At 72.2% G+C, this 21,957-nt stretch carries 22 protein-coding genes; 17 read left to right on the forward strand and 5 right to left on the reverse strand.

Translation table 11 applies throughout. From position 1 onward, the window contains the following. Positions 1 to 78 precede the first annotated feature (78 nt). From ACH4SP_RS09245 to ACH4SP_RS09260, 4 genes are all read left to right on the forward strand, one after another. Complete coding sequence (locus ACH4SP_RS09245) at positions 79 to 717, forward strand: LysE family translocator (RefSeq protein WP_398412159.1); 639 nt, start codon at positions 79 to 81, stop codon at positions 715 to 717. A gap of 133 nt (positions 718 to 850) precedes the next feature. Continuing rightward, positions 851 to 1,606, forward strand: a complete 756-nt coding sequence (locus ACH4SP_RS09250) for a GntR family transcriptional regulator (RefSeq protein WP_398412161.1) — start codon at positions 851 to 853, stop codon at positions 1,604 to 1,606. Positions 1,607 to 1,738: 132 nt separating this feature from the next. After that, positions 1,739 to 3,037 carry an amidohydrolase gene (locus tag ACH4SP_RS09255; protein WP_398412163.1) on the forward strand — a complete coding sequence of 433 codons (1,299 nt, stop codon included), beginning with the start codon at positions 1,739 to 1,741 and terminating at the stop codon, positions 3,035 to 3,037. 119 nt (positions 3,038 to 3,156) lie between these two features. After that, entirely contained in the window at positions 3,157 to 4,266 is a 1,110-nt protein-coding gene (locus tag ACH4SP_RS09260; RefSeq protein WP_398412165.1) for an ABC transporter substrate-binding protein, read from the forward strand. An 88-nt stretch (positions 4,267 to 4,354) separates the two neighbouring features. Here the strand turns inward: ACH4SP_RS09260 and ACH4SP_RS09265 are convergent, their stop codons facing one another. The 4 genes from ACH4SP_RS09265 to ACH4SP_RS09280 form a co-directional block, all read right to left on the reverse strand. Then, the gene (locus tag ACH4SP_RS09265) at positions 4,355 to 5,128 is read right to left on the reverse strand and encodes a MerR family transcriptional regulator (protein WP_398412167.1); all 774 of its coding nucleotides are present in this window, start codon (positions 5,126 to 5,128) and stop codon (positions 4,355 to 4,357) included. Beyond that, positions 5,109 to 5,855, reverse strand: a complete 747-nt coding sequence (locus ACH4SP_RS09270) for a DedA family protein (protein ID WP_398412169.1) — start codon at positions 5,853 to 5,855, stop codon at positions 5,109 to 5,111. The genes ACH4SP_RS09265 and ACH4SP_RS09270 overlap by 20 nt, the downstream gene beginning before the upstream one ends. 99 nt (positions 5,856 to 5,954) lie before the next feature. Next, the gene (locus ACH4SP_RS09275) at positions 5,955 to 6,758 is read right to left on the reverse strand and encodes a class I SAM-dependent methyltransferase (RefSeq protein ID WP_398413498.1); all 804 of its coding nucleotides are present in this window, start codon (positions 6,756 to 6,758) and stop codon (positions 5,955 to 5,957) included. After that, complete coding sequence (locus tag ACH4SP_RS09280) at positions 6,755 to 7,567, reverse strand: APH(3'') family aminoglycoside O-phosphotransferase (RefSeq protein ID WP_398412171.1); 813 nt, start codon at positions 7,565 to 7,567, stop codon at positions 6,755 to 6,757. The genes ACH4SP_RS09275 and ACH4SP_RS09280 overlap by 4 nt, the downstream gene beginning before the upstream one ends. A gap of 82 nt (positions 7,568 to 7,649) precedes the next feature. Between ACH4SP_RS09280 and ACH4SP_RS09285 the strand changes: the two genes are divergently transcribed. From ACH4SP_RS09285 to nadE, 11 genes are all read left to right on the forward strand, one after another. Then, positions 7,650 to 7,985 (forward strand): thioredoxin family protein, encoded by a 336-nt coding sequence (locus tag ACH4SP_RS09285; protein ID WP_398412174.1) that lies wholly within the window; start codon positions 7,650 to 7,652, stop codon positions 7,983 to 7,985. A gap of 246 nt (positions 7,986 to 8,231) precedes the next feature. Further along, a complete protein-coding gene (locus ACH4SP_RS09290) occupies positions 8,232 to 8,357 on the forward strand; it encodes a hypothetical protein (RefSeq protein ID WP_398412176.1) in 126 nt (41 codons plus the stop codon). 229 nt (positions 8,358 to 8,586) lie between these two features. Next, complete coding sequence (locus ACH4SP_RS09295) at positions 8,587 to 9,585, forward strand: amino acid ABC transporter permease (RefSeq protein ID WP_398412179.1); 999 nt, start codon at positions 8,587 to 8,589, stop codon at positions 9,583 to 9,585. Continuing rightward, positions 9,582 to 10,412, forward strand: coding sequence for an amino acid ABC transporter ATP-binding protein (locus tag ACH4SP_RS09300; RefSeq protein WP_398412182.1), 831 nt, complete (start codon positions 9,582 to 9,584; stop codon positions 10,410 to 10,412). Before ACH4SP_RS09295 ends, ACH4SP_RS09300 begins: the two co-directional genes overlap by 4 nt. Positions 10,413 to 10,486: 74 nt before the next feature. Continuing rightward, positions 10,487 to 11,536, forward strand: coding sequence for an ABC transporter substrate-binding protein (locus ACH4SP_RS09305; RefSeq protein WP_398412183.1), 1,050 nt, complete (start codon positions 10,487 to 10,489; stop codon positions 11,534 to 11,536). A 299-nt stretch (positions 11,537 to 11,835) separates the two neighbouring features. Continuing rightward, positions 11,836 to 12,606 carry a GNAT family N-acetyltransferase gene (locus ACH4SP_RS09310; RefSeq protein WP_398412185.1) on the forward strand — a complete coding sequence of 257 codons (771 nt, stop codon included), beginning with the start codon at positions 11,836 to 11,838 and terminating at the stop codon, positions 12,604 to 12,606. A 72-nt stretch (positions 12,607 to 12,678) separates the two neighbouring features. Beyond that, the gene (locus ACH4SP_RS09315; RefSeq protein WP_398412187.1) at positions 12,679 to 13,932 is read left to right on the forward strand and encodes an LLM class flavin-dependent oxidoreductase; all 1,254 of its coding nucleotides are present in this window, start codon (positions 12,679 to 12,681) and stop codon (positions 13,930 to 13,932) included. A 44-nt stretch (positions 13,933 to 13,976) separates the two neighbouring features. Further along, complete coding sequence (locus ACH4SP_RS09320) at positions 13,977 to 15,368, forward strand: NtaA/DmoA family FMN-dependent monooxygenase (RefSeq protein ID WP_398412190.1); 1,392 nt, start codon at positions 13,977 to 13,979, stop codon at positions 15,366 to 15,368. After that, a complete protein-coding gene (locus tag ACH4SP_RS09325; protein ID WP_398412192.1) occupies positions 15,365 to 16,507 on the forward strand; it encodes an LLM class flavin-dependent oxidoreductase in 1,143 nt (380 codons plus the stop codon). The genes ACH4SP_RS09320 and ACH4SP_RS09325 overlap by 4 nt, the downstream gene beginning before the upstream one ends. Positions 16,508 to 16,558: 51 nt before the next feature. Beyond that, positions 16,559 to 17,686 carry an MsnO8 family LLM class oxidoreductase gene (locus ACH4SP_RS09330; RefSeq protein WP_398412193.1) on the forward strand — a complete coding sequence of 376 codons (1,128 nt, stop codon included), beginning with the start codon at positions 16,559 to 16,561 and terminating at the stop codon, positions 17,684 to 17,686. Between the two features lie 113 nt (positions 17,687 to 17,799). Continuing rightward, positions 17,800 to 18,630, forward strand: a complete 831-nt coding sequence (gene nadE, locus ACH4SP_RS09335) for an ammonia-dependent NAD(+) synthetase (protein WP_398412197.1) — start codon at positions 17,800 to 17,802, stop codon at positions 18,628 to 18,630. On the opposite strand, the gene ACH4SP_RS09340 is transcribed toward nadE, so the two are convergent. Next, positions 18,609 to 19,568 carry a LysR family transcriptional regulator gene (locus ACH4SP_RS09340; protein WP_398412200.1) on the reverse strand — a complete coding sequence of 320 codons (960 nt, stop codon included), beginning with the start codon at positions 19,566 to 19,568 and terminating at the stop codon, positions 18,609 to 18,611. The two genes, nadE and ACH4SP_RS09340, sit on opposite strands and share 22 nt — an antisense overlap. Before the next feature lie 88 nt (positions 19,569 to 19,656). On the opposite strand from ACH4SP_RS09340, the gene ACH4SP_RS09345 reads away from it, so the two are divergent. Beyond that, complete coding sequence (locus ACH4SP_RS09345; protein ID WP_398412203.1) at positions 19,657 to 20,898, forward strand: MFS transporter; 1,242 nt, start codon at positions 19,657 to 19,659, stop codon at positions 20,896 to 20,898. A 92-nt stretch (positions 20,899 to 20,990) separates the two neighbouring features. Then, positions 20,991 to 21,926, forward strand: coding sequence for a LysR family transcriptional regulator (locus ACH4SP_RS09350; RefSeq protein WP_398412205.1), 936 nt, complete (start codon positions 20,991 to 20,993; stop codon positions 21,924 to 21,926). Positions 21,927 to 21,957 lie beyond the last annotated feature (31 nt).

The raw sequence follows: 21,957 nt of genomic DNA on the forward strand, positions 1-21,957 counted from the left end.
GCCCGGGGCGGTCCACATGCCGGGACAACCGGAATAAAGGGCTGCGGAGGCGACCGGTCGGTGTGTTCCATGGAGCGCATGGTGTCCACCGACCGGTTGCTGGCCTTCGCGGCCATGTCCTTCCTGCTGATCGTGATCCCCGGCCCCAGCGTGCTGTTCGTGGTCGGCCGGGCCCTGGCCCAGGGCCGCCGTGCGGCGCTGACGACCGTCGCGGGCAACACGCTCGGGGCGTACGTCCTCGTCGTGGCCGTCGCGCTGGGCGTCGGGGCCGTGGTGGAACGCTCGGTGCTCGTCTTCACGACGCTGAAGCTCGTCGGCGCCGCCTACCTGGTGTACCTCGGGGTGAAGGCGTGGCGCGGGCGTGGCGCGCTGCACGCCTCGTTCACCGGTGACGCGCCCCCGCAGGGGAGCCTGCGCACCCTGTGGGAGGGGTTCGCGGTGGGCGTGGCCAACCCCAAGACCATCGTGTTCTTCGCCGCGGTGCTGCCCCAGTTCGTCGACCGCGCCCAGGGGTACGTACCGGTGCAGATGCTTCTGCTCGGTCTGGTCTTCAACGCGGTCGCGGTGGTGTGCGACAGCGTGTGGGGCCTGGTCGCGGCCACGGCCCGCGACTGGTTCGCGAGCTCGCCGCGGCGGCTGTCGATGGTGGGCGGGGCGGGCGGCCTCGCGATGATCGGCCTCGGCGTGACGGTGGCGGCCACCGGCCGCAAGGACTGACCCCCAAGGACTGACCCCAAGGTCCGACCCGCAAGGACCGACCCGCAAGGACCGACCCGCAAGGACCGACCCCCGCAGGGTCCGGGGGGCCCGCGTATCCTCGCCGGAGTACGGCGAGCGGAGGACGGTCCAGGTGGCAGGCGCCAAATCGGGTGGGGCAGAGCGGTCGGCAGCAGACGGATCCGCCGCACCCCGGCCCTCGCTGAGCGCGCAGGCCCGTGACGCGGTGCGGCAGCGGATCGTCGACCGGCGCTACCCGATGGGTTCTCGTCTGGTGGAGCGCGAGGTCGCCGAAGAACTGCGGATGTCCCGCGTCCCCGTGCGCGAGGCGCTGCGTGCCCTGGTCGCCGAAGGGCTCCTCGAACTGCTGCCGCACAGCGGCGTGCGGGTGCGCAGCCTGCAGCGGGACGACGTACGGCACCTGTACGAGGTGTGGGAGCCGCTCGCGGTCCAGGCGTCGCGGCTGGCGGCCCGCCGGGTGGCCGCCGTCGCGGGGGAGCCGCACGGCGCGGCCGAATCTCAGGGCGCGGCCGAACCGCAGGGCGTGGCGGAGCTGCGCGGGCTGCTGGAGCGCGCGGAGCGTGCGGCCGCGGTCGGCGAGGGCGAGCGCGAGGTGGCCGCGCACACGGCGTTCCACGACGAGATCGTGGCGCTGGCCGGGAACCCGCTGCTGGTCCGCACGATGGAACAGCTGAGCTGGCAGCTCCAGCTGCTGTTCGGGATGCGCGAGGAACCCGCGCACATGCGGGCCCAGCACGCGGAGATGCTCCGGCACATCGCGGCGGGCGACGAGGAGTCGGCGGCGGCCGCGACGTTCCTGCATGTGCGGGACAGCCGCGCGGTGGCACTGCGCTCGCTCTTCGGCGATGAGTTGTATACCAAGGCATAAGTCGAGGAGCTACCTCCTCCTTGTGAACCCCCAATTCTCCCCCTTGGGGGCGGGACGGACCTTGTCCGCTCCCCGGTCTTGGTATACAAAAGTGCGACTGGCCCCACGACAGCGCACTCAAGGAGATCTCGCATGGTTCCCCCTCCCCTCTCCCGGCGCGGCGTCCTCGCCGGAGCCGCGTCCCTCGCGGGCACCGCCGCCCTCACCCCCACCGCCTCCGCGGCCGAGGCGGGCGGCCACGACGGTCGCCCCCGCGAGACCGTGGTCTTCCGCGACGTACGGCCCTTCGGTGCGAAGAAGGCCGTCGACCTGACGGTGTTCGACGGCCGCATCAGCGACCGCCCCGCGCCCAAGCACGCGCGGATCATCGACGGCGGCGGGCGGCTCGCGCTGCCGACCCTCGTGGACGCGCACATCCACCCGGACAAGACCACCTGGGGCGGCGACTGGCTGTCCCGCAGGCCCGCCGGTGGGATCGCGGACTACTGCGCCCAGGACGTCGAGGTCTTCCGCACCGAACGCCGCTCGGTGGGAGAGCGGGTGTACGGGCTGATGGCGCACGCCGTGACGCGCGGCACCCGCGCCATGCGGGCGCACGCCGACGTCGCTCCCGCCTACGGGCTGAAGGGCATCGAAGGCGTCGCCGAGGCGCGCGAGAAGCTCGCGCACGCCCTGGACGTACAGATCGTGGGCTTCCCGCAGCACGGAGTGATCCGTACGCCGGGCACCGCCAAGCTCCTGGAGGACGCCGCGCGCAGCGGCCTCGTCGACATGATCGGCGGCATCGACCCGATCAGCTTCGACCACGCCCTCGACGAGCAGCTGGACCTCGTGTTCCGGCTCGCCGACCGGTACGACGTCGGCGTGGACATCCACCTGCACGACCGGGACGAGAAGGGCGTCAAGGTGCTGCGCGGCATCATCGAGCGCACCCGGTCCCTGTCCCTGCGCGGCAAGGTGACGGTCAGTCATGTCTTCTGCCTGACGAAGATGTCGGCGGGCGACCTCGACACCATGGCCGCCGACCTCGGCGAACTGGACATCGCCCTGACGACGGTGGCGCCCAACGAGTCCCTGGTCCTCCCCATCGCGAAGCTGCGGGAGCACGGGGTGCGTGTCGGCCTCGGCTCGGACGGCGTACGCGACTCGTGGAGCCCGTTCGGCAATGCCGACATGCTGCACCGCACGCACATCCTGGGCTGGGTCACCGACGTCCGCCTCGACCAGGAGCTGACCGACTGCTTCACCGTGGGCTCCCACGGCGGCGCCGATGTGATGGGCCTGGCCAGGGCGGGCTTCGAGCCCGGCGACCCGGCCGACTTCATGCTGCTGCGCGCCGAGTGCACCCCGCAGGTCGTGGTGGACATGCCGCAGCGGGACATGGTCGTGCACGCGGGACGGGTCGTGGCCCGCGCGGGCGAACTGGTCTGAGCGGACCGGTGACTGGCTGAGCGGCCCGGGTACGCAACTGAGCGGCCCGGGTACGTAACTGAGCGGCCCGGCGAATAATCGGTTGCCCGTCGGCGAGAGTGGCGGATGCAATGGCCGGCATGATCACCCAGGTGCACCCGCCACGGCCGGACGAGAGGGACGAGCCCGTCCTGATCGGCGCTCTCGTACCGCTGACCACGCCCGGCTGGATCGGGGCGGGTCAACACCTGCTCGCCGGCCTTGAGTTGGCCGTCCGCGAAGTCAATGACGCGGGCGGGATCGCCGGGAGGCCGCTTGAGCTGGTGGTCCGGGACACCGCGGCCGATCCGCAGCGGGCCGTGGCGGCGGTGGACGAACTGGCAGGCCTGGGTGTGGCCGCCCTGGCGGGGGAGTACCACAGCGTCGTCGCGCGCGCCGCTGCCGCCAGGGCCGACGCCCTCGGCCTGCCGTTCCTGTGCTCGTCGGCGGTTCTCGACGAACTCACCGAGCAGCCGACGGACTGGGTCGCGCGGCTGGCTCCGCCGCAGTCCCGAGGCTGGCGGATCTACGCGGACTTCCTGCTCGGCGCGGGCCACCGCCGGATCGCCGTGGCCGCCCAGCCGAGCGTCTACTGGGCGTCCGGGGCCCGCATCCTGCGGGACCACCTCGCTCCGCGGGGCGGCACCCTCGTTGAACTCGACGCGCAGGCGCTGACCCCCACGGCACTGTGCGACGAACTCGTCGACAGCCGTGCGAGCGCCCTCCTCCTGCTGGCCGGCCACCCGGAACCGGCGGTCCCGATCGTCCGGGCCGTCCGCCGCGACCGGCGCCTCGCCGAGATCATGATCGGTGCTCCGGCCGGGCAGCCGGAGTTCACCGAATGGGCCCAGACGCTGGGCGAGGACGGCGCCGCGATCCCGTTCCTGCGCTACCGGCCCGAGCACTTCGGCCCCCTCGGGGCGCGAGCCGAGGAGGCCCTCCGCGCCCGGCTGGCCGAAGCGCCCTCCTTCGTCGCCTTCGAGGGCTACGACACGGTCACCGTCCTCGCCGAGGTGCTGCGCTCCCACGGCACGGACCGGGCGCACATCGCCGCGTCCTGGCCGCGCGTGGCAGTCGAGGGCACGCGCGGGAGGATCCGGTTCTCCCGTACGCAGGGCATCGGCGTGTGGCAGTGGGCCGGGCCGCCGATCCAGGTCGTCGACCGGGACCCGGCGGACCCGGGCCGCTTCCGGGTCCTTCACACGGGTTGAGGTCACACGGGCTGAGGGGTGGCCCTCGCCGACCCCTGTACGGCGAGGGCCACCCCGGCTCGGTGACGGCCAGGCAGCGCGTTCGGCGCTAGCGGCCGTCTCGCTCCTCCCCGGGGTCGTACGCCTCGATGGCGTCCCGCTGGTACGCGGCGAGGCCCGGGGCGATGGCCTCGTACGCGGCCCGCCACTGCTCGTTCTTCACGCAGGCACGCCCGATCGCCCGGTACTCGTCGGCGGACACCGCGCCGCGGATCCTGGTCAGCCCCCGGAACTGGGCGTCCACCTCCGCCTGTACGGCCGCGGAGTCGGCGGGTTCTCCGGCGGCCAGCAGCTCGGCCAGCCTGATCATCTGTGCCGTACGGTCCCGGTGCCCGGCCTCGATCTCCTCCTCGCTCATCGTCGCCGTGTGCCGCTGGACCTGTCCGGCCAGCTCGGGGAAGTCCCGCAGGTTCTCCCCGTACTGGGCGGGCCGGATCCCCTCGAAGAGGTTCTCCGGCCGGTTGATGGCGGTCATGGAGCCACCGTCCTTCCTGGAATGTTCCAGTTCGGTGATCGTGCGGGAGACGGTGGCGGCGAGGGCGTCGAGCCGGTCGCGCTCGTCGAGCAGCCGACGGTGGTGGCCGCGCAGGGCCTCCACCTCGTCGACCCGCGCGGCCAGGACCCTGCCGATCTCGGGCAGTCCGAGACCCAGCGCCCGCAGTACGAGGATCTGCTGCAGCCGCAGCAGGTCGCTCTCCTCGTAGTAGCGGTGGCCGTTGCCGCCGATCCACGCGGGCGGCAGCAGACCGATCCCGTCGTAGTGCCGCAGCGTCCGAGCGGTCACCCCGGACATCCGGGCGACCTCAGCGATCGGCCAGGCCATCGCCGCCACCTCTCTCCCGCACGGGTACTTCACCAAGGCCGGTCTCTCCGGCCCCGGTCAGGACAGTAGGAGCTGCCGTTGCGGCAACTTCAAGCCCGGAGTCCGGTTCGGGCGTCTGCGGTGCGCGACCCCGGCGGACGTACCTGACCGCCTCGTGCAGCAGGGTGATCGAGAACGCCAGGCCGAGCCCCAGCGCGACCCCGAGCAGCGGTTCGTCCTCGAAGGCGGCGCCGCCCAGGAAGCCGAGGCAGGCGGAGTAGACCGCCCAGGTGGACGCGGCGATCGCGTCGTAACGGGTGAAGGAACGGCGCGGGAAGCCGGTGGCACCGGTGGTGAGCGTGGCGGCGGTGCGCCCGCCCGGGATGTAGCGGGCCACCACCAGGACGAGCCCGCCGCGCTCCGCCAGGACCTTGCCCACCCGCTCGTACGCCTTGCGGGTACGGCTGCCAGGACGCAGCCGCGCGAAGATCCGGTCGCCCGACCTGCGGCCTATCGCGTACGAGATGTGGTCACCGGTGAACGCCCCGAGCGCGGCGACGAGGATCACGAGGAAGAGCTGGGGCTCGCCCGACGAGGAGGAGGCGGCGAAGACCCCCAGGGTGATGACCAGGGTCTCGCTGGGGACCACGGGGAAGAAGCCGTCGAGGGCGGCGATGCCGAAGAGCACGACGTACACCCAAGGGGTGGCGACGAAGCCTTCGACGGCCTGGATGATCGCATCGTTCATGGCCGTCACGATAGGAATCGGAGCAGGCGGGGGTCTGCACACTTTCGGCGACGGCCGTTGCCTACTTTCGTAGGGTGCGCGCCCCCGGAGCTGCCTGCCCTACACCCTGCCCCACGCCATGAGCGCCGCATGGGGCAGTACGAGCGCACCGTCGGGAGCGGTGAACTCCTCGCACAGGGCGGTGAATTGGCCCTTGATCTCGTCGACGACCCCGGGTGGCTGGCTCGTCACGATCTGCCCGATCGTCGCCACCCCGGCGGCCGGGCCGCTCCACCATTCCTCGGGTGTCGTCCGGTGCTCCCAGTGGAGCGTGGCGCAGCGCGCATCCGCCAGGCCGGCCTCGGCCAGAAGGGCGGCCAACCCCTCTTCCGTACGCGGAAAGTCGTCTGCCGGGGCGAGCGAGGGCAGGTGCGCGGGCCGGGAGACCCCCGCCGCGCCAAGGGCCCGCCCGAGCAGCGCCTGCCCGGCTGCGGGGGCCGCCCAGACGGTCACCGCCGTCCACCCGCCGGGCCGCGTCACCCGGCGCAGTTCCGCCAGGGCTGCCCGTGGCCGTCCGACGTGATTGAGTACGAAATTGCCCACCGTGGCATCGAACTCGGTGTCTGCAAAGGGGAGTTCGGGCAGGGCGGCGAGTCGTACGTCGGCCTCCGGTGCTGCCCGCGCGGCGAGCGCGACCATGCCCGGTTCGGCATCGACCGCGGTCACCTTCGCCCCCCGCCCGCATGCGGCCACCGCGACGGTGCCGGTCCCCGTCCCCACGTCGAGGACCCGCGTCCCCTCCCCGACCGCCGCGGCGTCGAGCAGCCCGGGGACGGTATGGGCGCAGAGCTTGGCGAAACCGCCTGCGTACGCCTCGGCCCGCCCCGCCCAGATACGGCGCTCCGACTCGTCGAACTCCGTCACCGGCATGCCTCCTCTTCTCCCGGGACGTCGTCCAACCCCCAGGTGAGCGGGTCGAGATGGAGATAGAAGCGCAGTCGGTCGGAGTCGACCGCGACCCCGTACCTCTCGGCGAACGCCGCGTCCGCCTGTCGCGCCCGCTCCTCGTCCGGCCAGGTCTCCCGCGCGTTGGCGAGCAGCAGCGCCAGGTCGGCGTGGCGGTCGGCGGTACCGAGGCGGCCCAGGTCGATGAAGCCCGACACGTCCAGGGTGCGGGGGTCCAGGACGATGTTGGGCAGGCACAGGTCTCCGTGGCACACGACGGTGTCGGCGGCCGCCTCCGCCCGTCGCTGTGCGACCTGCGGGAGGAGGCGGGCCATCAACTCCGGTGCAGGGGTGCCCTGTTGCTCGACGGGGAGGAACTCAGGGTGCACGGCTCCCCGGGCGACGACGTCGCGGGCCAGGGCGACCGCCGAGTCCAGGTCCCGGCGGAACGGGCACTGCCGTACGGGCACTTCGTGCAGTGCGCGGACCGCGTCCGCGATGCGGTCCCAGGCGGTGCGCAGGTCAGCGGCGGACACCTGGTCGGCCGGTACGCCGGGGACCGCACTGGTCACCAGGCGAGCCCCCGCATCGCCGGAGTGCCAGTCCAGTACCCGTGGCCCCGGGATGCCGTGCTCGCTCAGCCATGCGGTCCGGTCGCGCTCGGCCGCCAGGCCGGCCGCCTCCGCCGCCACACGCTTGGCGTACCGGGTGCCGTCCGCGCTGCGGAAGACGGCTGCCCCCGACTCTCCCGCGGTGACGGGCAGCCAGTCGCCAGAGGATCTGCTCATGGCGCCCACCCTAGGCCAGCGGCTGCGAACCCCCGTCGGTACATTCAGTGCACTAGGAACATTCAGTACATGAGGAGTGCCGGTGGCGAGCAGGGTTCATCAACCGTTGGAGAGCGACGAGTTCGACTTCATTCTTGCGAGGGCGGACGGGCCTGTGCTCGCGTACTTCTGCGGGACCTGGCCCAAGGCGGTCCAGGCGTGCAAGGAGATGGACGTGCTGGTGGGGGAGGCGGCCGGTGACTACGAGGGCCGGCTGACGGTCGTCAGGGCGGACATGACCCGGTGCCCCGGGCCGACGAAGAGGTTCGGTGTCACCGGTGCCCCCGCTTTCGTGCTGATCAGGAACGGGGAGGCGGTGGCGGAGGCCGGGGCGATGGACCGCGCCGGTCTCAAGGACTTCCTGGACTCGCACCTCTGAACGTGTCAGGTTCGTGAACTCGTGCGTGCTTCCCCGCGCACCGCAATCGCACGGCGGACCCAAGCGCGGACGCCTCAGGACGCCGTCGGGGGCGCATCGCGGGGCATCTCCCGCGGTGCGCAACGGCGTTGACAATACCTCCGGTGCCTGCCTAACTTCGGCGCAGATCGGGCGTGGGTCCACGTCCGGCAGGCATGGTTCGGCAGACGTGAGGCCCCACGGGGCGGAATGGTGACGGTGAACGCGATGGACGCAGCCGAGGGGACGACCGCCTGGCGGTCCCGCGGTCGCGTCCTGCTGTGCGCGGACCGAACCGTCGACCTGCTGCGCGTCAACAGCGCACTGTGTACGGGCACTTGCTGCCTGGCCTGACGGCTCTTCCGTCACGGCCGCCGGTGCTCTGACTCTCTGACGTCCACCGCCGTCGCGGTGCGTCCTCTCCCTCCCCGTCCGGCCCTCGTTCCGCGCGTGCCCGTGCGTCGCCGCATGCCACCGACTCGTACCTGATCCGACTCGTACTTGATCGGCGTGGTGCGGTGCGGCACGGGTGCGGAGCCCTTGTGCGGTCCGGCCGGGGGAACCGAATCCGCTGGAGCTCTCCATGAGTGAATCTCCCGGCACCGCTGTGGCCCCCGGCTCAGCGCCGCCCGCCGAGGCGATACCCCGCCCCGCCGCCCCGCCGAAGCCTCCGGCGGCGCAACGCGTCCTTCCGCTCCGGCGGCCCGGCCGCTGGATCATCACGGCCGCAGTGCTCGTACTCGTCGCCCAGGTCGTCCACGGCCTGGTGACCAACCCCTTCTACCAGTGGGACCGGTTCGAGTACTGGTTCCTGCGCCCGACGATCCTCGACGGTCTGCTCGTCACCCTCCAAGTCACCGCGTACAGCGCCGTGTTGGGGCTGCTGGGCGGTGTGCTGCTCGCGCTGGCCAGACTCTCGCCCAACCCGGTGCTGCGCACGGTCAGCTGGGTCTACACCTGGCTGTTCCGGTCCGTGCCACTGATCGTCGTCCTGCTGTTCCTCTACAACTTCAGCGCGCTGTACCAGACGTTGAGCCTGGGCGTGCCGTTCGGTCCCGCCTTCTTCACCTTCGACGAGTCCCGCCTCGCCACCGACATGGCCGTCGCCGTCGTCGGCCTGAGCCTCAACGAGGCGGCGTACGCCTCCGAGGTCGTACGCGGCGGACTCCTCTCCGTCGACCAGGGGCAGCACGAAGCGGCGGCGGCGCTCGGCCTCCCGAAGCGCTACCAGTTCGCGAGGATCGTCTTCCCGCAGGCCCTGCGCTCCATCGTGCCGAACTACGTCAACCAACTGATCGGCCTGGTCAAGGCCACCTCGCTGGTCTTCTACGTCTCGCTGCTCGACCTGTTCGGTGCGGTGCAGAGCATGGGCAGCACCTACCCCGGCGACATCGTGCCGCTGCTGCTGGTCGCCACGGCCTGGTACCTGATCCTCACCAGCGTCGTGTCCGTCATCCAGTTCTACGTCGAGCGGCACTACTCGCGGGGCGCCCTGCGCACCCTGCCGCCGACCCCGCTGCAGAAGGTCCGCGACGGCCTCGGTGAGCTGCGGGCCCGCGCCAAGAGGGAGACCGCGACATGAGCGCCGAGAGCATCGAAAGCACTGAGCGCACTGAGCGCACCGAAAGCGCCGAGACGCTTGCCGTGCGCCCTGCCGCGCTCCAGGTGCACGGTGTGCACAAGTGGTACGGAGCCCAACAGGTTCTGGAAGGTGTGGAGTTGACCGTACGACCCGGCGAGGTCACGGTCGTTCTCGGCCCCTCGGGCTCCGGCAAGTCCACTCTCCTGCGGGTGATCAACCACCTGGAGAAGCCGGAGGCCGGTCACGTCAGCCTGAACGGCGAACCGATCGGCGTGCGCCGGCACGGCACACGGCTCAAGGAGCTGAGCGAACGGGCCATCCTGGCGCAGCGCAGCAGGATCGGCTTCGTCTTCCAGAACTTCAACCTCTTCCCGCACCTGACCGTGCTCGACAACGTGGCCGCCGCCCCGGTGGCGACCGGCAAACGGACCAAGCAGGCGGCCCGGGAGCTGGCCCGCGACCTGCTGGCCCGGGTCGGCCTCGCCGACAAGGCCGACGCCTACCCGCGCCAGCTCTCCGGCGGCCAGCAGCAGCGGGTGGCCATCGCCCGCGCGCTCGCCCTGCGCCCCGGGGTCATCCTCTTCGACGAGCCGACCTCGGCGCTCGACCCCGAACTGGTCGGCGAGGTCCTGGAGGTCATCAAGGACCTCGCGGGCAGCGGCACCACCCTCGTCATCGTCACCCACGAGATCGGCTTCGCCCGGGAGATCGCCGACCGGGTGGTCTTCATGGACGGGGGCCGCATCGTCGAACAGGGCCCGCCGGAGCAGGTGTTGGACCACCCGGAGCACCCACGGACCCGGGACTTCCTGAGCCGGGTGCTCTGAACTCCGTTCCCCGTAACGAACCGCCCGCCGCGACCCGACCCGCCGCGACCCGCCCTCACCCCACAAGGACAGCCATGAGCGCCCTCGCCCTTCCGCACCGCCTCCACCTCCGACTCCGCCGCAAACTGTTCCGGGGCGTGGCAGCCTCCGCCGCCGTCGCATCGCTCGCCGTCTCCCTGGCCGCGTGCGGCGGCGACAGCGGCGCCGCCACCAGGAACGGAGGTGCCCCGGACGGCACGGTCACCGTCGGCGCCCTCTCCAACGGCGCGGGCAAGGAGACCTCGCTCAAGGTGCCCGAGGTGAAGTCGATCAGCGCAGGACTGCCCGAGAAGGTCGCCAGGAGCGGCAGGCTGGTGGTCGGGGTGGGGGCGCTCCCCGCCGGATTCCCGCCGCTGTCGTTCGTGGGCGACGACCAGAAGACCCTCACCGGCGCCGAACCGGACCTCGCCCGGCTGGTCGGCGCGGTGCTCGGGCTTGAGGTCGAGGTGAAGAACTCGACCTGGGAGAACATGTTCGTCGGGGTCGACAGCGGCAAGGTCGACGTGGCCTTCTCCAACGTCACCGACACCGAGGAGCGCAAGAGGAAGTACGAGTTCGCCTCCTACCGGCACGACGACCTCGCCTTCGAGGTGCCGAAGAAGAGCACCTGGAACTTCGGCGGCGACTACCGGAAGCTGGCGGGCCGGACCGTCTCCGTCGGCAACGGCACCAACCAGGAGAAGATCCTGCTGGACTGGAAGGCGAAGCTGGCCAAGGAGGGCAAGCCGCTCACCGTCAAGTACTACCAGGACCTGAACGCCACGTTCCTGGCGCTGGCCAGCGGAAAGATCGACGCCTACTTCGGCCCGAACCCCTCGATCTCGTACCACGTCTCGCAGACCGCGAAGTCCCCCAACCCCACCCGTAACGCGGGCAGGGTCTCCGGCGCGGGCGAGAAGCTCCAGGGGCTGATCGCGGCCACCGCGAAGAAGGGCAGCGGCCTCGCCGAGCCGGTCGCTGCCGCGATCAACCATCTGATCAAGAACGGGCAGTATGCGGAGTGGCTCGCCGCCTGGAACCTCTCCAACGAGGCGGTCCCGGCCTCGCGGGTCAACCCGCCGGGGTTGCCGCTTTCCCAGTCGTGAGCGGTGGGTCGTGCCGGTGGGCTTCGTGCGGGTGCGTCGTGGCTGGCCGCCGAGCGGGTGGTCATGGTGCGGGTGCGTCGTGGCTGGTCGCGCAGTTCCCCGCGCCCCTAAAAGCCTGCCCCCTTAGCCCCCTAGCCCTCTTGGGCAGCGGGGCCGCCCCCCGGGGGCGGGACGGGTGGGCAAGGGGGCGGCCCCCACTGCGGCACGCCCCTCCCCGACCGCACGCCCCCCGACCGCACCCCCGCGACCGCCCCGCACCCACCCACCCACCCACCCCGAGACGGAGATCCCGTACCGCCATGGCCACCAGCGTCGACCACGCCCCGACGTCCCCGACGTCCCCGCCCCAGCCACACCTCCTCGACAACGCCGCCTGGGCCGCCCTGACCGGCCCGCACGCCCACCTCGCCGAGCGGGTCGGGCGGGCCGCCCGCTACCCCGTGGACGTGGCCGCGTTCACCGCCCTCGAAGACCCCGCCGATCCCCGTGCCTGGGACGACCTCGCCCGGCTCGTCGGGCCCGGTGCCGACACCGCCGTCACCGGGGTCCCGGACGGGAGCGTGCCCGACGGATGGCGGACCGAACAGAGCGTCGAAGGCGTCCAGTTGGTCGACACCTCGCTGCACGCGGAACCCGCGCCCGAAGCGGTCAGGCTCGGCCCCGCCGACGTGCCCGAGGTCCTCGAACTGATCGCCCTCACCAAGCCGGGCCCCTTCCTGCCGCGCACCGTCGAACTCGGCACCTACCTCGGCATCCGGGACCACGGTCGGCTGATCGCCATGGCGGGCGAACGGCTGCACCCGCCGGGCTGGACCGAGATCAGCGCCGTCTGCACCCACCCCGATTGGCGCGGCCGGGGGCTGGCCACCCGACTGGTCCGGGCGGTGGCGGCGGGCATCAGGGAACGCGGGGAGACCCCCTTCCTCCACACCGCCGCGAGCAACACCGCCGCGATCCGGCTCTACGAGTCGATCGGCTTCACCCTGCGCCGCCACAACCGTTTCCTGCTCGTACGAGCCCCGGGCGCGGCACCGCAAGCAGACACCGGCCACCCGGCGGAAGCGGCGTAGCCCCGCCGGGCCACCTCCGTCGTCCGTACACCGACCCGATCCGACCCGATCCGTTCAGGAAGGGACCCCTCCGTGTCACTCACGCCCACGCCTTCACCCTCACCCTCACCCTCACCCACGCCCCTGCACCTCGCCGTCGCCCTGGACGGCGCCGGCTGGCACCCCGCCGCCTGGCGCGAGCCCGTCGCCCGGCCCCGTGAACTCCTCACCGCCGCCTACTGGCTGGACCTCGTCACCGAGGCCGAACGCGGGCTGCTCGACTTCGTGACCATCGAGGACGGCCTCGGTCTCCAGTCCTCGCACCCCACCGCGCCCGACGACCGCACCGACCAGGTCCGCGGCCGTCTCGACGCCGTGCTCGTCGCCGCGCGGATCGCCCCGCTGACCCGGCACATCGGCCTCGTGCCGACGGTGGTGGCCACCCACACCGAGCCGTTCCACCTCTCCAAGGCCATCGCCACCCTCGACTACGTGAGTTCGGGCCGCGCGGGCCTGCGCGTCCAGGTCACCGGCCGCCCGAACGAGGCCGCCCACTTCGGGCGCCGTACGGTCCCGCCGGTCCCCGCCGGGGGATACGCCACCCCCGCCGGACAGCACGCGGCGGGCGAACTCCTCGACGAGGCCGCCGACTACGTCGAGGCCGTACGCAGGCTGTGGGACAGCTGGGAGGACGACGCGGAGATCCGGGATGTGGCGACCGGCCGCTTCATCGACCGCGCGAAGCTCCACTACGTCGACTTCGAGGGCAAGCACTTCCGGGTGAAGGGCCCCTCGATCACCCCCCGGCCGCCCCAGGGCCAGCCGGTCGTCAGTGCCCTGGCCCACGGGACCGCCCCGTACCGCCTCGTCGCCAGGTCCGCCGACATCGGGTACGTCACCCCGCACGACGCCGCCCAGGCCCGCGCAGCCGTCGCCGAGATCCGCGCCGAGCAGGAGGCGGCGGGGCGTGCCGACGACACCCTGCACGTCTTCGGCGACCTGGTGGTCTTCCTCGACGAAGACCCCGGCGCCGCCGCGGCCCGCCGGGACCGGCTGGACGCCCTTGCGGGCAGTGGCCCGTACACCAGTGACGCCCCGGTCTTCACCGGCACACCCGCCCAACTCGCCGATCTGCTCCAGGAGTCGCAGGAGGCCGGGCTGTCCGGGTTCCGGCTGCGGCCCGCCGTCGCGGGCCACGACCTCCCGGCCGTCACCCGTGGACTGGTGCCCGAACTCCAGCGCCGCGGCGCGTTCCGGCAGTCGTACGAGGCGGACACCCTGCGCGGACTGCTCGGCCTCGCCCGCCCCGTCAACCGCTACGCGGCCGCTGTGCCCACCCCTGCCTGAATCCTCCTGAGTCCGCCCGAGTCCGAGCAGGAAGGCCCCCGGCCATGAGCAGTAAGAAGCACGACAAACCCCTCAAGCAGGTCCACCTCGCCGCACACTTCCCCGGCGTCAACAACACCACCGTGTGGAGCGACCCCGAGGCGGGCAGCCACATCGAGTTCAGCTCCTTCGCGCACCTCGCACGGACCGCCGAGCGCGCCAAGTTCGACTTCCTCTTCCTCGCCGAAGGGCTGCGGCTGCGAGAACAGGGCGGCGAGATATACGACTTGGACGTCGTGGGCCGCCCCGACACCTTCACGGTCCTCACCGCGCTCGCCGCCGTCACCGAACGCCTCGGCCTGACCGGCACCATCAACTCCACCTTCAACGAGCCGTACGAGGTGGCCCGCCAGTTCGCCAGCCTCGACCACCTCTCCGACGGGCGCGCCGCCTGGAACGTGGTCACCTCCTGGGACGCCTTCACCGGCGAGAACTTCCGCCGCGGCGGCTTCCTGCCGCAGGAGGAGCGCTACTCCCGCGCCAAGGAGTTCCTGGCCACCGCGCACGAACTCTTCGACTCCTGGCTCGGCGACGAGATCGCCGCCGATCAGCGGACCGGCACCTTCCTGCGGGACGCACAGGCCGGAGCCTTCGCGCACCAGGGTCAACACTTCGACATCCAGGGGCAGTTCAACGTCCCGCGCAGCCCGCAGGGCCGTCCGGTGATCTTCCAGGCGGGCGACTCCGATGAGGGCCGCGAGTTCGCCGCGGCGAGCGCCGACGCGATCTTCAGCCGGCACGCCACCCTCAAGGAGGGCCAGACGTTCTACGCGGACGTCAAGGGCCGCCTCGCCCGGTACGGCCGCGGCCACGACCAGCTGCTCATCCTGCCCGCCGCCACCTTCGTCCTCGGCGACACGGACGCCGAGGCACAGGAACTGGCCCGCGAGGTACGCCGACAGCAGGTCAGCGGCGCCACCGCGATCAAGCACCTCGAATTCGTCTGGAACCGGGACCTGTCCGCCTACGACCCGGAAGGACCGCTCCCCGACATCGACCCGGACCCCGGCGAGCACACCGTGGCCCGGGGGCGCGCCCAGGTCCGGATGTACCGAGACCCACTGGCCACCGCGCGCGAATGGCGCGAGCGCGCCACCGCCAACAACTGGTCCATCCGGGACCTCGTCATCGAGACCGGCAACCGCCAGACCTTCGTCGGGGCCCCGGCCACGGTCGCCGAGACCATCAACGACCTCGTCCAGGCCGACGCGTCCGACGGTTTCATCCTGGTCCCGCACGTCACCCCCGGCGGCCTCGACGCCTTCGCCGACACCGTCGTCCCCCTGCTCCAGGAGCGCGGCGTCCACCGCACGGAGTACGAGGGCACCACCCTGCGCGACCACCTCGGCCTGACGCACCCGGACGCCGATCCGCGGGCCGTGCGAGCCGCGTCATGAGGTTCCTGGCCATCACCCTGATCGCGCACACGCCGCACCCGGTGACCGGCGTGCGGAAGCCGACCGGTGAACGCTTCCGCGAAGTGATCGAGAACGCCCTGCTCGCCGAGGAGCTGGGCTTCGACGGGTTCGGGGTGGGGGAGCGGCACGAACGGCCGTTCATCTCCTCGTCGCCGCCCGTCGTGCTGAGCCACCTCGCCGCACTCACCTCGCGGATCCGGCTGTTCACGGCGGTCACCACCCTCAGCCTCCTCGACCCGGTGCGCGCGTACGAGGACTACGCCACGCTGGACCACCTCTCCGGCGGACGCCTTGAGCTGATCGTCGGGAAGGGCAACGGCACCGCGCAGCGCGACCTGTTCCGGGTCACCGTCGACGACCAGTGGGACCGCAACGCCGAGAGCTACGAGCTGTTCCGCAGGATCTGGCGCGAGGACAAGGTGAGCGCCAAGACCCGCTTCCGGCCGGAACTCGACCGGGCGGAGGTGTGGCCCAGGCCGCTCCAGCAGCCCGTCCGGGTCTGGCACGGCAGCGCGACCAGCAGGGAATCGGTCGATCTGGCAGCCCGCTACGGCGATCCGCTCTTCTCAGCCAACGTCACCAACCCCATAGAGCCGTATGCCGAGTTGATCCGCCACTACCGCGAGCGCTGGGAACACTACGGGCACGACCCGGCCCGCATCGCGGTGGGCGCGGGCACGGCCGGCTTCTATGCGGCCCGCACCTCCCAGGAGGCGGTCGCCGCCTACCGGCCCACCTTCGAAGCGAGCCTGGCACAGCAGCGGCGGCAGGGCCTGAACCCGGTGTTCACGACCCTGGAGGACTTCGTGGAGCGCAGCTCGGCGCTGATCGGCAGCCCGCAGCAGATCATCGAGAAGGTGCACCGCTACCACGAGCAGTTCGGCCACACGGTGCTCCATCTGCACGCGGACGCAGGAGGGTTGACGGGCCGTCAGCACAGGGACTCGCTGACCCTCTTCCAGTCGGACGTCGCTCCGGTACTGCGCCGCGAGATCCCCGACCCGCCGTTCCCGTGGGCGCCGGTCCTCGCGGCGCCCGCCCCGGCCGCCGCTCCGGCCGCCGCCTCCGTGCCGGTCCCCGGCCCCGGTCCCGGCCCCGTATCTGTGACCGCTCGGTGACCGCTCGGTGACCGCATCCGCAACCCCCGACCACTGAGGAGAACTCCCACCATGTCCGACATCCCCCTCGGCGTCCTCGACCTCGTTCCGGTCCCGTCCGGTTCCACCGCCACCGACGCGCTCCGCAACTCCATCGACCTGGCCAAGCAGGCCGAGCGCCTCGGGTACGCCCGCTACTGGTTCGCCGAGCACCACCTCAACCCGGGCGTGGCCGGCACCTCGCCCGCCGTCGTCCTCGCCCTGACCGCCGCCGCGACCTCGGACATCCGGCTCGGCGCCGGTGCCGTACAACTCGGCCACCGCACCGCCCTCTCCACGGTCGAGGAGTTCGGCCTGCTCGACGCGCTCCACCCGGGCCGCATCGACCTGGGCCTCGGCCGCTCCGGCGGCCGCCCGCCCGGGTCGCCCGCCGCCCCGCTGCCGGACGCGACCCCGGTGGTCGAAGGACACGCCCCGAACGGCCTGCGCATCCCGCCCCGGTTCTCCTTCGCGCACCTGCTCGGCTCGCCGCGCGTCGCCCTCCAGCGTGCGCTGCTCCGGCAGCCGCATGCCGAGTCGCAGGAGTACGGCGAGCAGATCGACGACATCCAGGCGCTGCTGGCGGGCACGTACCGCTCGGCGGACGGCATCGAAGCACATGCCGTCCCTGGCGAGGGTGCGGAGCTGGAACTCTGGATCCTGGGCAGCAGCGGCGGCGAGAGCGCCGAGGTCGCAGGCCGGCGCGGGCTCCGCTTCGCGGCGAACTACCACGTCAGCCCCGGCACGGTGCTGGAGGCGGCGGAGGGCTACCGCGCCGCGTTCCAGCCGTCCGACATCCTCGACAAGCCGTACGTCAGCGTGTCCGCGGACGTCGTCGTCGCCGAGGACGGCGAGACCGCCCGCGAACTGGCCACCGGGTACGCCCCCTGGGTCCGCAGCATCCGCACCGCCGAGGGCGCGATCCCGTTCCCCACCCCGGACGAGGCCCGCGCCCACGTGTGGACCGACGCGGACCGTGCGCTGGTCCAGGACCGGGTCGAGACCCAGTTCGTCGGCTCTCCGGCGCGCGTCGCCGACCAGCTGGAACAGCTGCGGGAGGCCACCGGCGCGGACGAGCTGCTGATCACCACGATCACCCACGGTCACGCGGACCGGGTGCGCTCGTACGAGCTGCTGGCCGAGGAGTGGCACAAGCGGTAGGCCATGACGTACGGGCAGGTCGGAGGCCGGGAGAGCACGCAGCATAGAGTCGGGGAGAGCGGCGGCTCCCGGCCTCCGCCCCAGCCCACCACGAGCGAGTACGAGGAGCAGCCGTGACCGACCCGGCGTCCAGCACCCTGCAGCAGGAGATCGCACGGGATCTCCAGGTGTCGATGAGTTTCGATCCGGAGCGGGAGATCGAGCGGCGGGTGGCCTTCCTCGCCGAGCGGCTCACCTCCACGGGGCTGCGGTCGCTGGTGCTCGGCATCAGCGGCGGGGTGGACTCCACGACCGCGGGCCGGCTCTGCCAGCTCGCCGTGGAGCGGGCCCGCGCCGCCGGACACGAGGCGACCTTCTACGCCATGCGCCTGCCGTACGGCGTCCAGGCCGACGAGAAGGACGCCCAGCTCGCCCTCGGCTTCATCAACGCCGACCAGGTCCTGACCGTGGACGTGAAGTCCGCGAGCGACGCCTCGCTGGAGGCCGCGCTGGCCGGCGGGGTGACCTTCCGGGACGCGCGCCACCAGGACTTCGTCCAGGGCAACATCAAGGCCAGGCAGCGGATGATCGCCCAGTACACGGTCGCGGGCGCACAGAACGGCCTGGTCGTGGGCACCGACCACGCGGCCGAGGCGGTCTCGGGGTTCTTCACGAAGTACGGGGACGGCGCCGCCGACGTCGTACCGCTGACCGGACTGACCAAGCGCCGGGTACGGGGCGTCGCCGACGCGCTGGGAGCCCCGGCCGAGCTGGTGTGGAAGGTCCCGACGGCGGACCTGGAGACCCTCGACCCGGGCAAGCCCGACGAGGACGCCCTCGGGGTGACGTACGACGAGATCGACGACTTCCTGGAGGGCAAGCCGGTGGGCGAGGCCGCCTTCGAGACGATCGTCCGCCGCTACCGCCTCACCGACCACAAGCGTCAGCTGCCATACGCGCCCTGAGTCCCTGCGGTCCGCGCGGTCTGTGCGGCCCCCGCGGCCTCGGCGCGGGCGAACTCCTCGCCCAACAGCCCGGCCAGCGCTGCCAGTTGAGGGGTCGCGCGGTCGGTGCGCCAGATCAGCCCCAGCTGTGAGGGCTCGTCGAGGCCTTCGACCACGAGGTACCGCACATCGCTGCGGACGACCCGCTCGGCGATCGGCCGGCACACCAGCATGGCGTGGTCGCCGCCGGCCACGAGCGCCAGGCCCTCCTGGACCGTGGTGATCCCCGCCGTGGAACGGATGGGCGTGCCCGCGGGCGTGGTGCGCGGCACGCGGGCGGCCTTCCAGTACTCGGGGGCGTCCCCGGCCGGACGCAGTACGTCCAGGCCCGCCAGCTCCTCCGCCTGTACGCGGCCGGCGTCGGCCAGCGGGTGGGAGGAGGAGACGACCAGCAGCTGGTCCTGCGGCGGGAAGCGGAACCCGACGGTCAACTCGGGCTCCCTGGCGGGGAGTTCGACCGCGACGGCGTCGAGCCTGCCGTCGAGCACGGCCGAGAAGGGCGAGCCCCACGGGATCTCGCTCAGCACCATCGTCACCTCGTGCCGGGCGCGGAGCCGGCGGAAGGCCTCGGTGACCTCCTCGTAGACGCTGCCGTGGAAACCGATCCGGATCTCGTGCAGGGCGCCGCGCCGGGCACGGGCCTGGGCCCGGGTGATGACGGTGTTCAACGCCTCGTAGGCGGGCCGCACCTCGTCGACGAACTGCGCCCCGAACCGGGTCAGTGCCACGCGGCGGCTGGTCCGGTCGACGAGCCGTACGCCGACGCGCCGTTCGAGGCTCGCGACGAGCTGGCTGACCCGGCTCTGGGAACAGCCGAGGCGGACCGCGGTCCGGCCGAAGTGCAACTCGTCGGCGAGTGCGAGCAGGCACTCGATCTCCTGGACGTGGGCCTGGTTCATGCCGACGAGCCTAATCGATGAGCGTGGTTGATCGATCGATGAGGAAATCGCCGTTGTTCCTGGTCGGGGGCGCTGTTTGGCTGGCGTCATGAGTTCCCACACCTCCACTTCCCTCCCCGCCCCCACCCACGACTCCCGACCAGGGCCGAGCCCGGAGCAGCGCACCACGCCGTGGCAGTGGATCGGGGTCGCCGTCCTGGCCCTGAGCACGTTCGTGGTCGTCACGTCGGAGATGCTGCCGATCGGCGTGCTGACCCCGATGGCCGACGGTCTGCACATCAGCCCGGGCACGGCGGGCTTCAGCCTCTCGGTCACCGGCGTGGTGACCGCGGTCACCGCCCCGGTCGTGCCCCGCGTGCTCGGCGCGCTCGACCGGCGGGTGGTGCTGGCCGCGGCGATGGTGGTGCTGGCCGTCGGCAACGCGCTGACCGCCGCCGCGGGCGGCTTCGGACTGCTGGTCGTCTCCCGGATCGTCGTCGGGGTCGGGATGGGCGCGGTGTGGGGCCTGTCGTCCGCCGTCGCGACCCGGCTCGTGGCACCCCGCAACGCCATGCTGGCCGTCTCCTGCACCGTCGGCGGGGTCGCGGCGGCCTCGGTCGTCGGCGTTCCCCTGGGCACGCTCGTCGGCAACTCCTTCGGCTGGCGCACCGCGTTCGCCGCGCTGACCGCCGCCGCGCTGCTCCTCACCGCCGGGCTGCTCCTGGTCCTGCCCCGGCTGCCCCGCCCGGCCGCGCCCGCGGGCCGGGGAGAGTCCGGGACCGCCCGCCAACCCCTGCTGCGCAACGCCCCGGTGGCCGTCGGCCTGCTGCTGACCGTGTTCCTCGTCACCGCGCACTTCGCCGCTTACACCTACGTACGACCCGTACTCGAAGAGCGCACCGGGGTGACGCCCGGGACCGTCGCCCTGTTCCTGCTGCTCTACGGACTCTTCGGGCTGATCGGCAACTTCGCCGCCGGCGCCCTCGCCGCGCGCCGTGCGCGGCACACCGTGCTGGGCCTCGCGGCCGGCATCGGCGCGTCGATCCTGCTGCTCGCGCTCTTCGGCACCGTCGCGTCGGTCACCGGCTTCGGGATGGCCCTGTGGGGTCTGGCGTACGGCGGGCTCTCGGTGGCCGGTCTCGCCTGGATGACGCAGTCCGCACCGGACCGCGTCGAGCACATCACCGGGCTGTACGTCGGCGTCTTCACGGCAGCGATCGCCCTGGGCGCGTTCCTCGGCGGCACCGTCGTGGAAGCGGCCGGCAGCACACCCCTGCTGTGGTCCGCCGCGGCGCTCGCGGCAGTGGCGCTGACCGTCGGGGTGTGCGGTGGGCGCAAAACCAGGAGTTGACCGGAGACATCAAAGTGAGCAGGCAGCAAGGGATCAACCAATGATTTCGCCGACCACGCTCAACAGTTGGTTGTCTGCCTAGGATGGTCGGCGTGGACCTCACTGCTGTGCGCACCTTCGTCACCGCCGTCGACGCGGGACAGTTCCAAGAAGCGGCCGTCGACCTGTCGATCACCCCGCAGGCCGTCTCCAAGCGCATCGCCGTGCTGGCGAAGGACCTCGGCGTGCAGCTGTTCAGCCGCACCGCGCGCGGGGTCCGGCTCACCATCGACGGGCAGGCGTTCCTGCCGTACGCCCGCGCCCTCCTCCAGGCCGAGGACCGGGCCGCCGCTTCCGTACGGCCGGGGCGCCGGGCGCTGCGCGTCGACGTGATCGGCCGCCGGCTCTCGGTGGCGGGGCTGCTGCGCGGTTTCCACGGGGCGTACCCCGAGACGGATCTCGACGTCGTGACCCTCTTCGACTTCGACACGGCCGTCGCCGCCGTACGGTCCGGGACGATCGACGCGACCTTCCGCGCCGTCGACCTGCCGGGCCGGCAGCTTCCCGAAGGCGTCGAGGCCGTACCTGTCTTCGACGAGCCGCTGCAGCTGTTCACCGGACCGGCCCACGAGTTCGCCACCGCCCGCTCGATCGCACCCGCCCAGCTCGCCGGGCGCCGGATCTGGATGCCCGGCAACATCCCCGGCACCGAGTGGGCCGCCTACTACGACGAACTCGCCGCCGAGTTCGGGCTCACCATCGACGCGATCGGCCCCAACTTCGGCATCGAGCACCTCCTCGACACGATCGCGGACTCCTCGACGCTGGCGACCTTCGTCAGCGAGCAGACCCCGCTGGTCTGGCCCGCGGGCCACGACCTGCGACGCATCCCCCTGCACGACCCGACCCCGGTCTATCCGCACTCCCTGATCTGGCGCACCGACAACCCGCACCCCGCCCTCACGGCACTGCGCGACCACCTCACGGCGGCGTATCCGGGCCGCCCGGAGGGCGGGATCTGGACGCCGGAGCGGGTCCGGGACGCCTGACGAAGCACTACGGGGCAGTACTGATCACTGC

It is taken from the genome of Streptomyces sp. NPDC021093, assembly GCF_044333135.1.
In the GTDB taxonomy this organism is placed as follows: Bacteria; Actinomycetota; Actinomycetes; order Streptomycetales; family Streptomycetaceae; genus Streptomyces.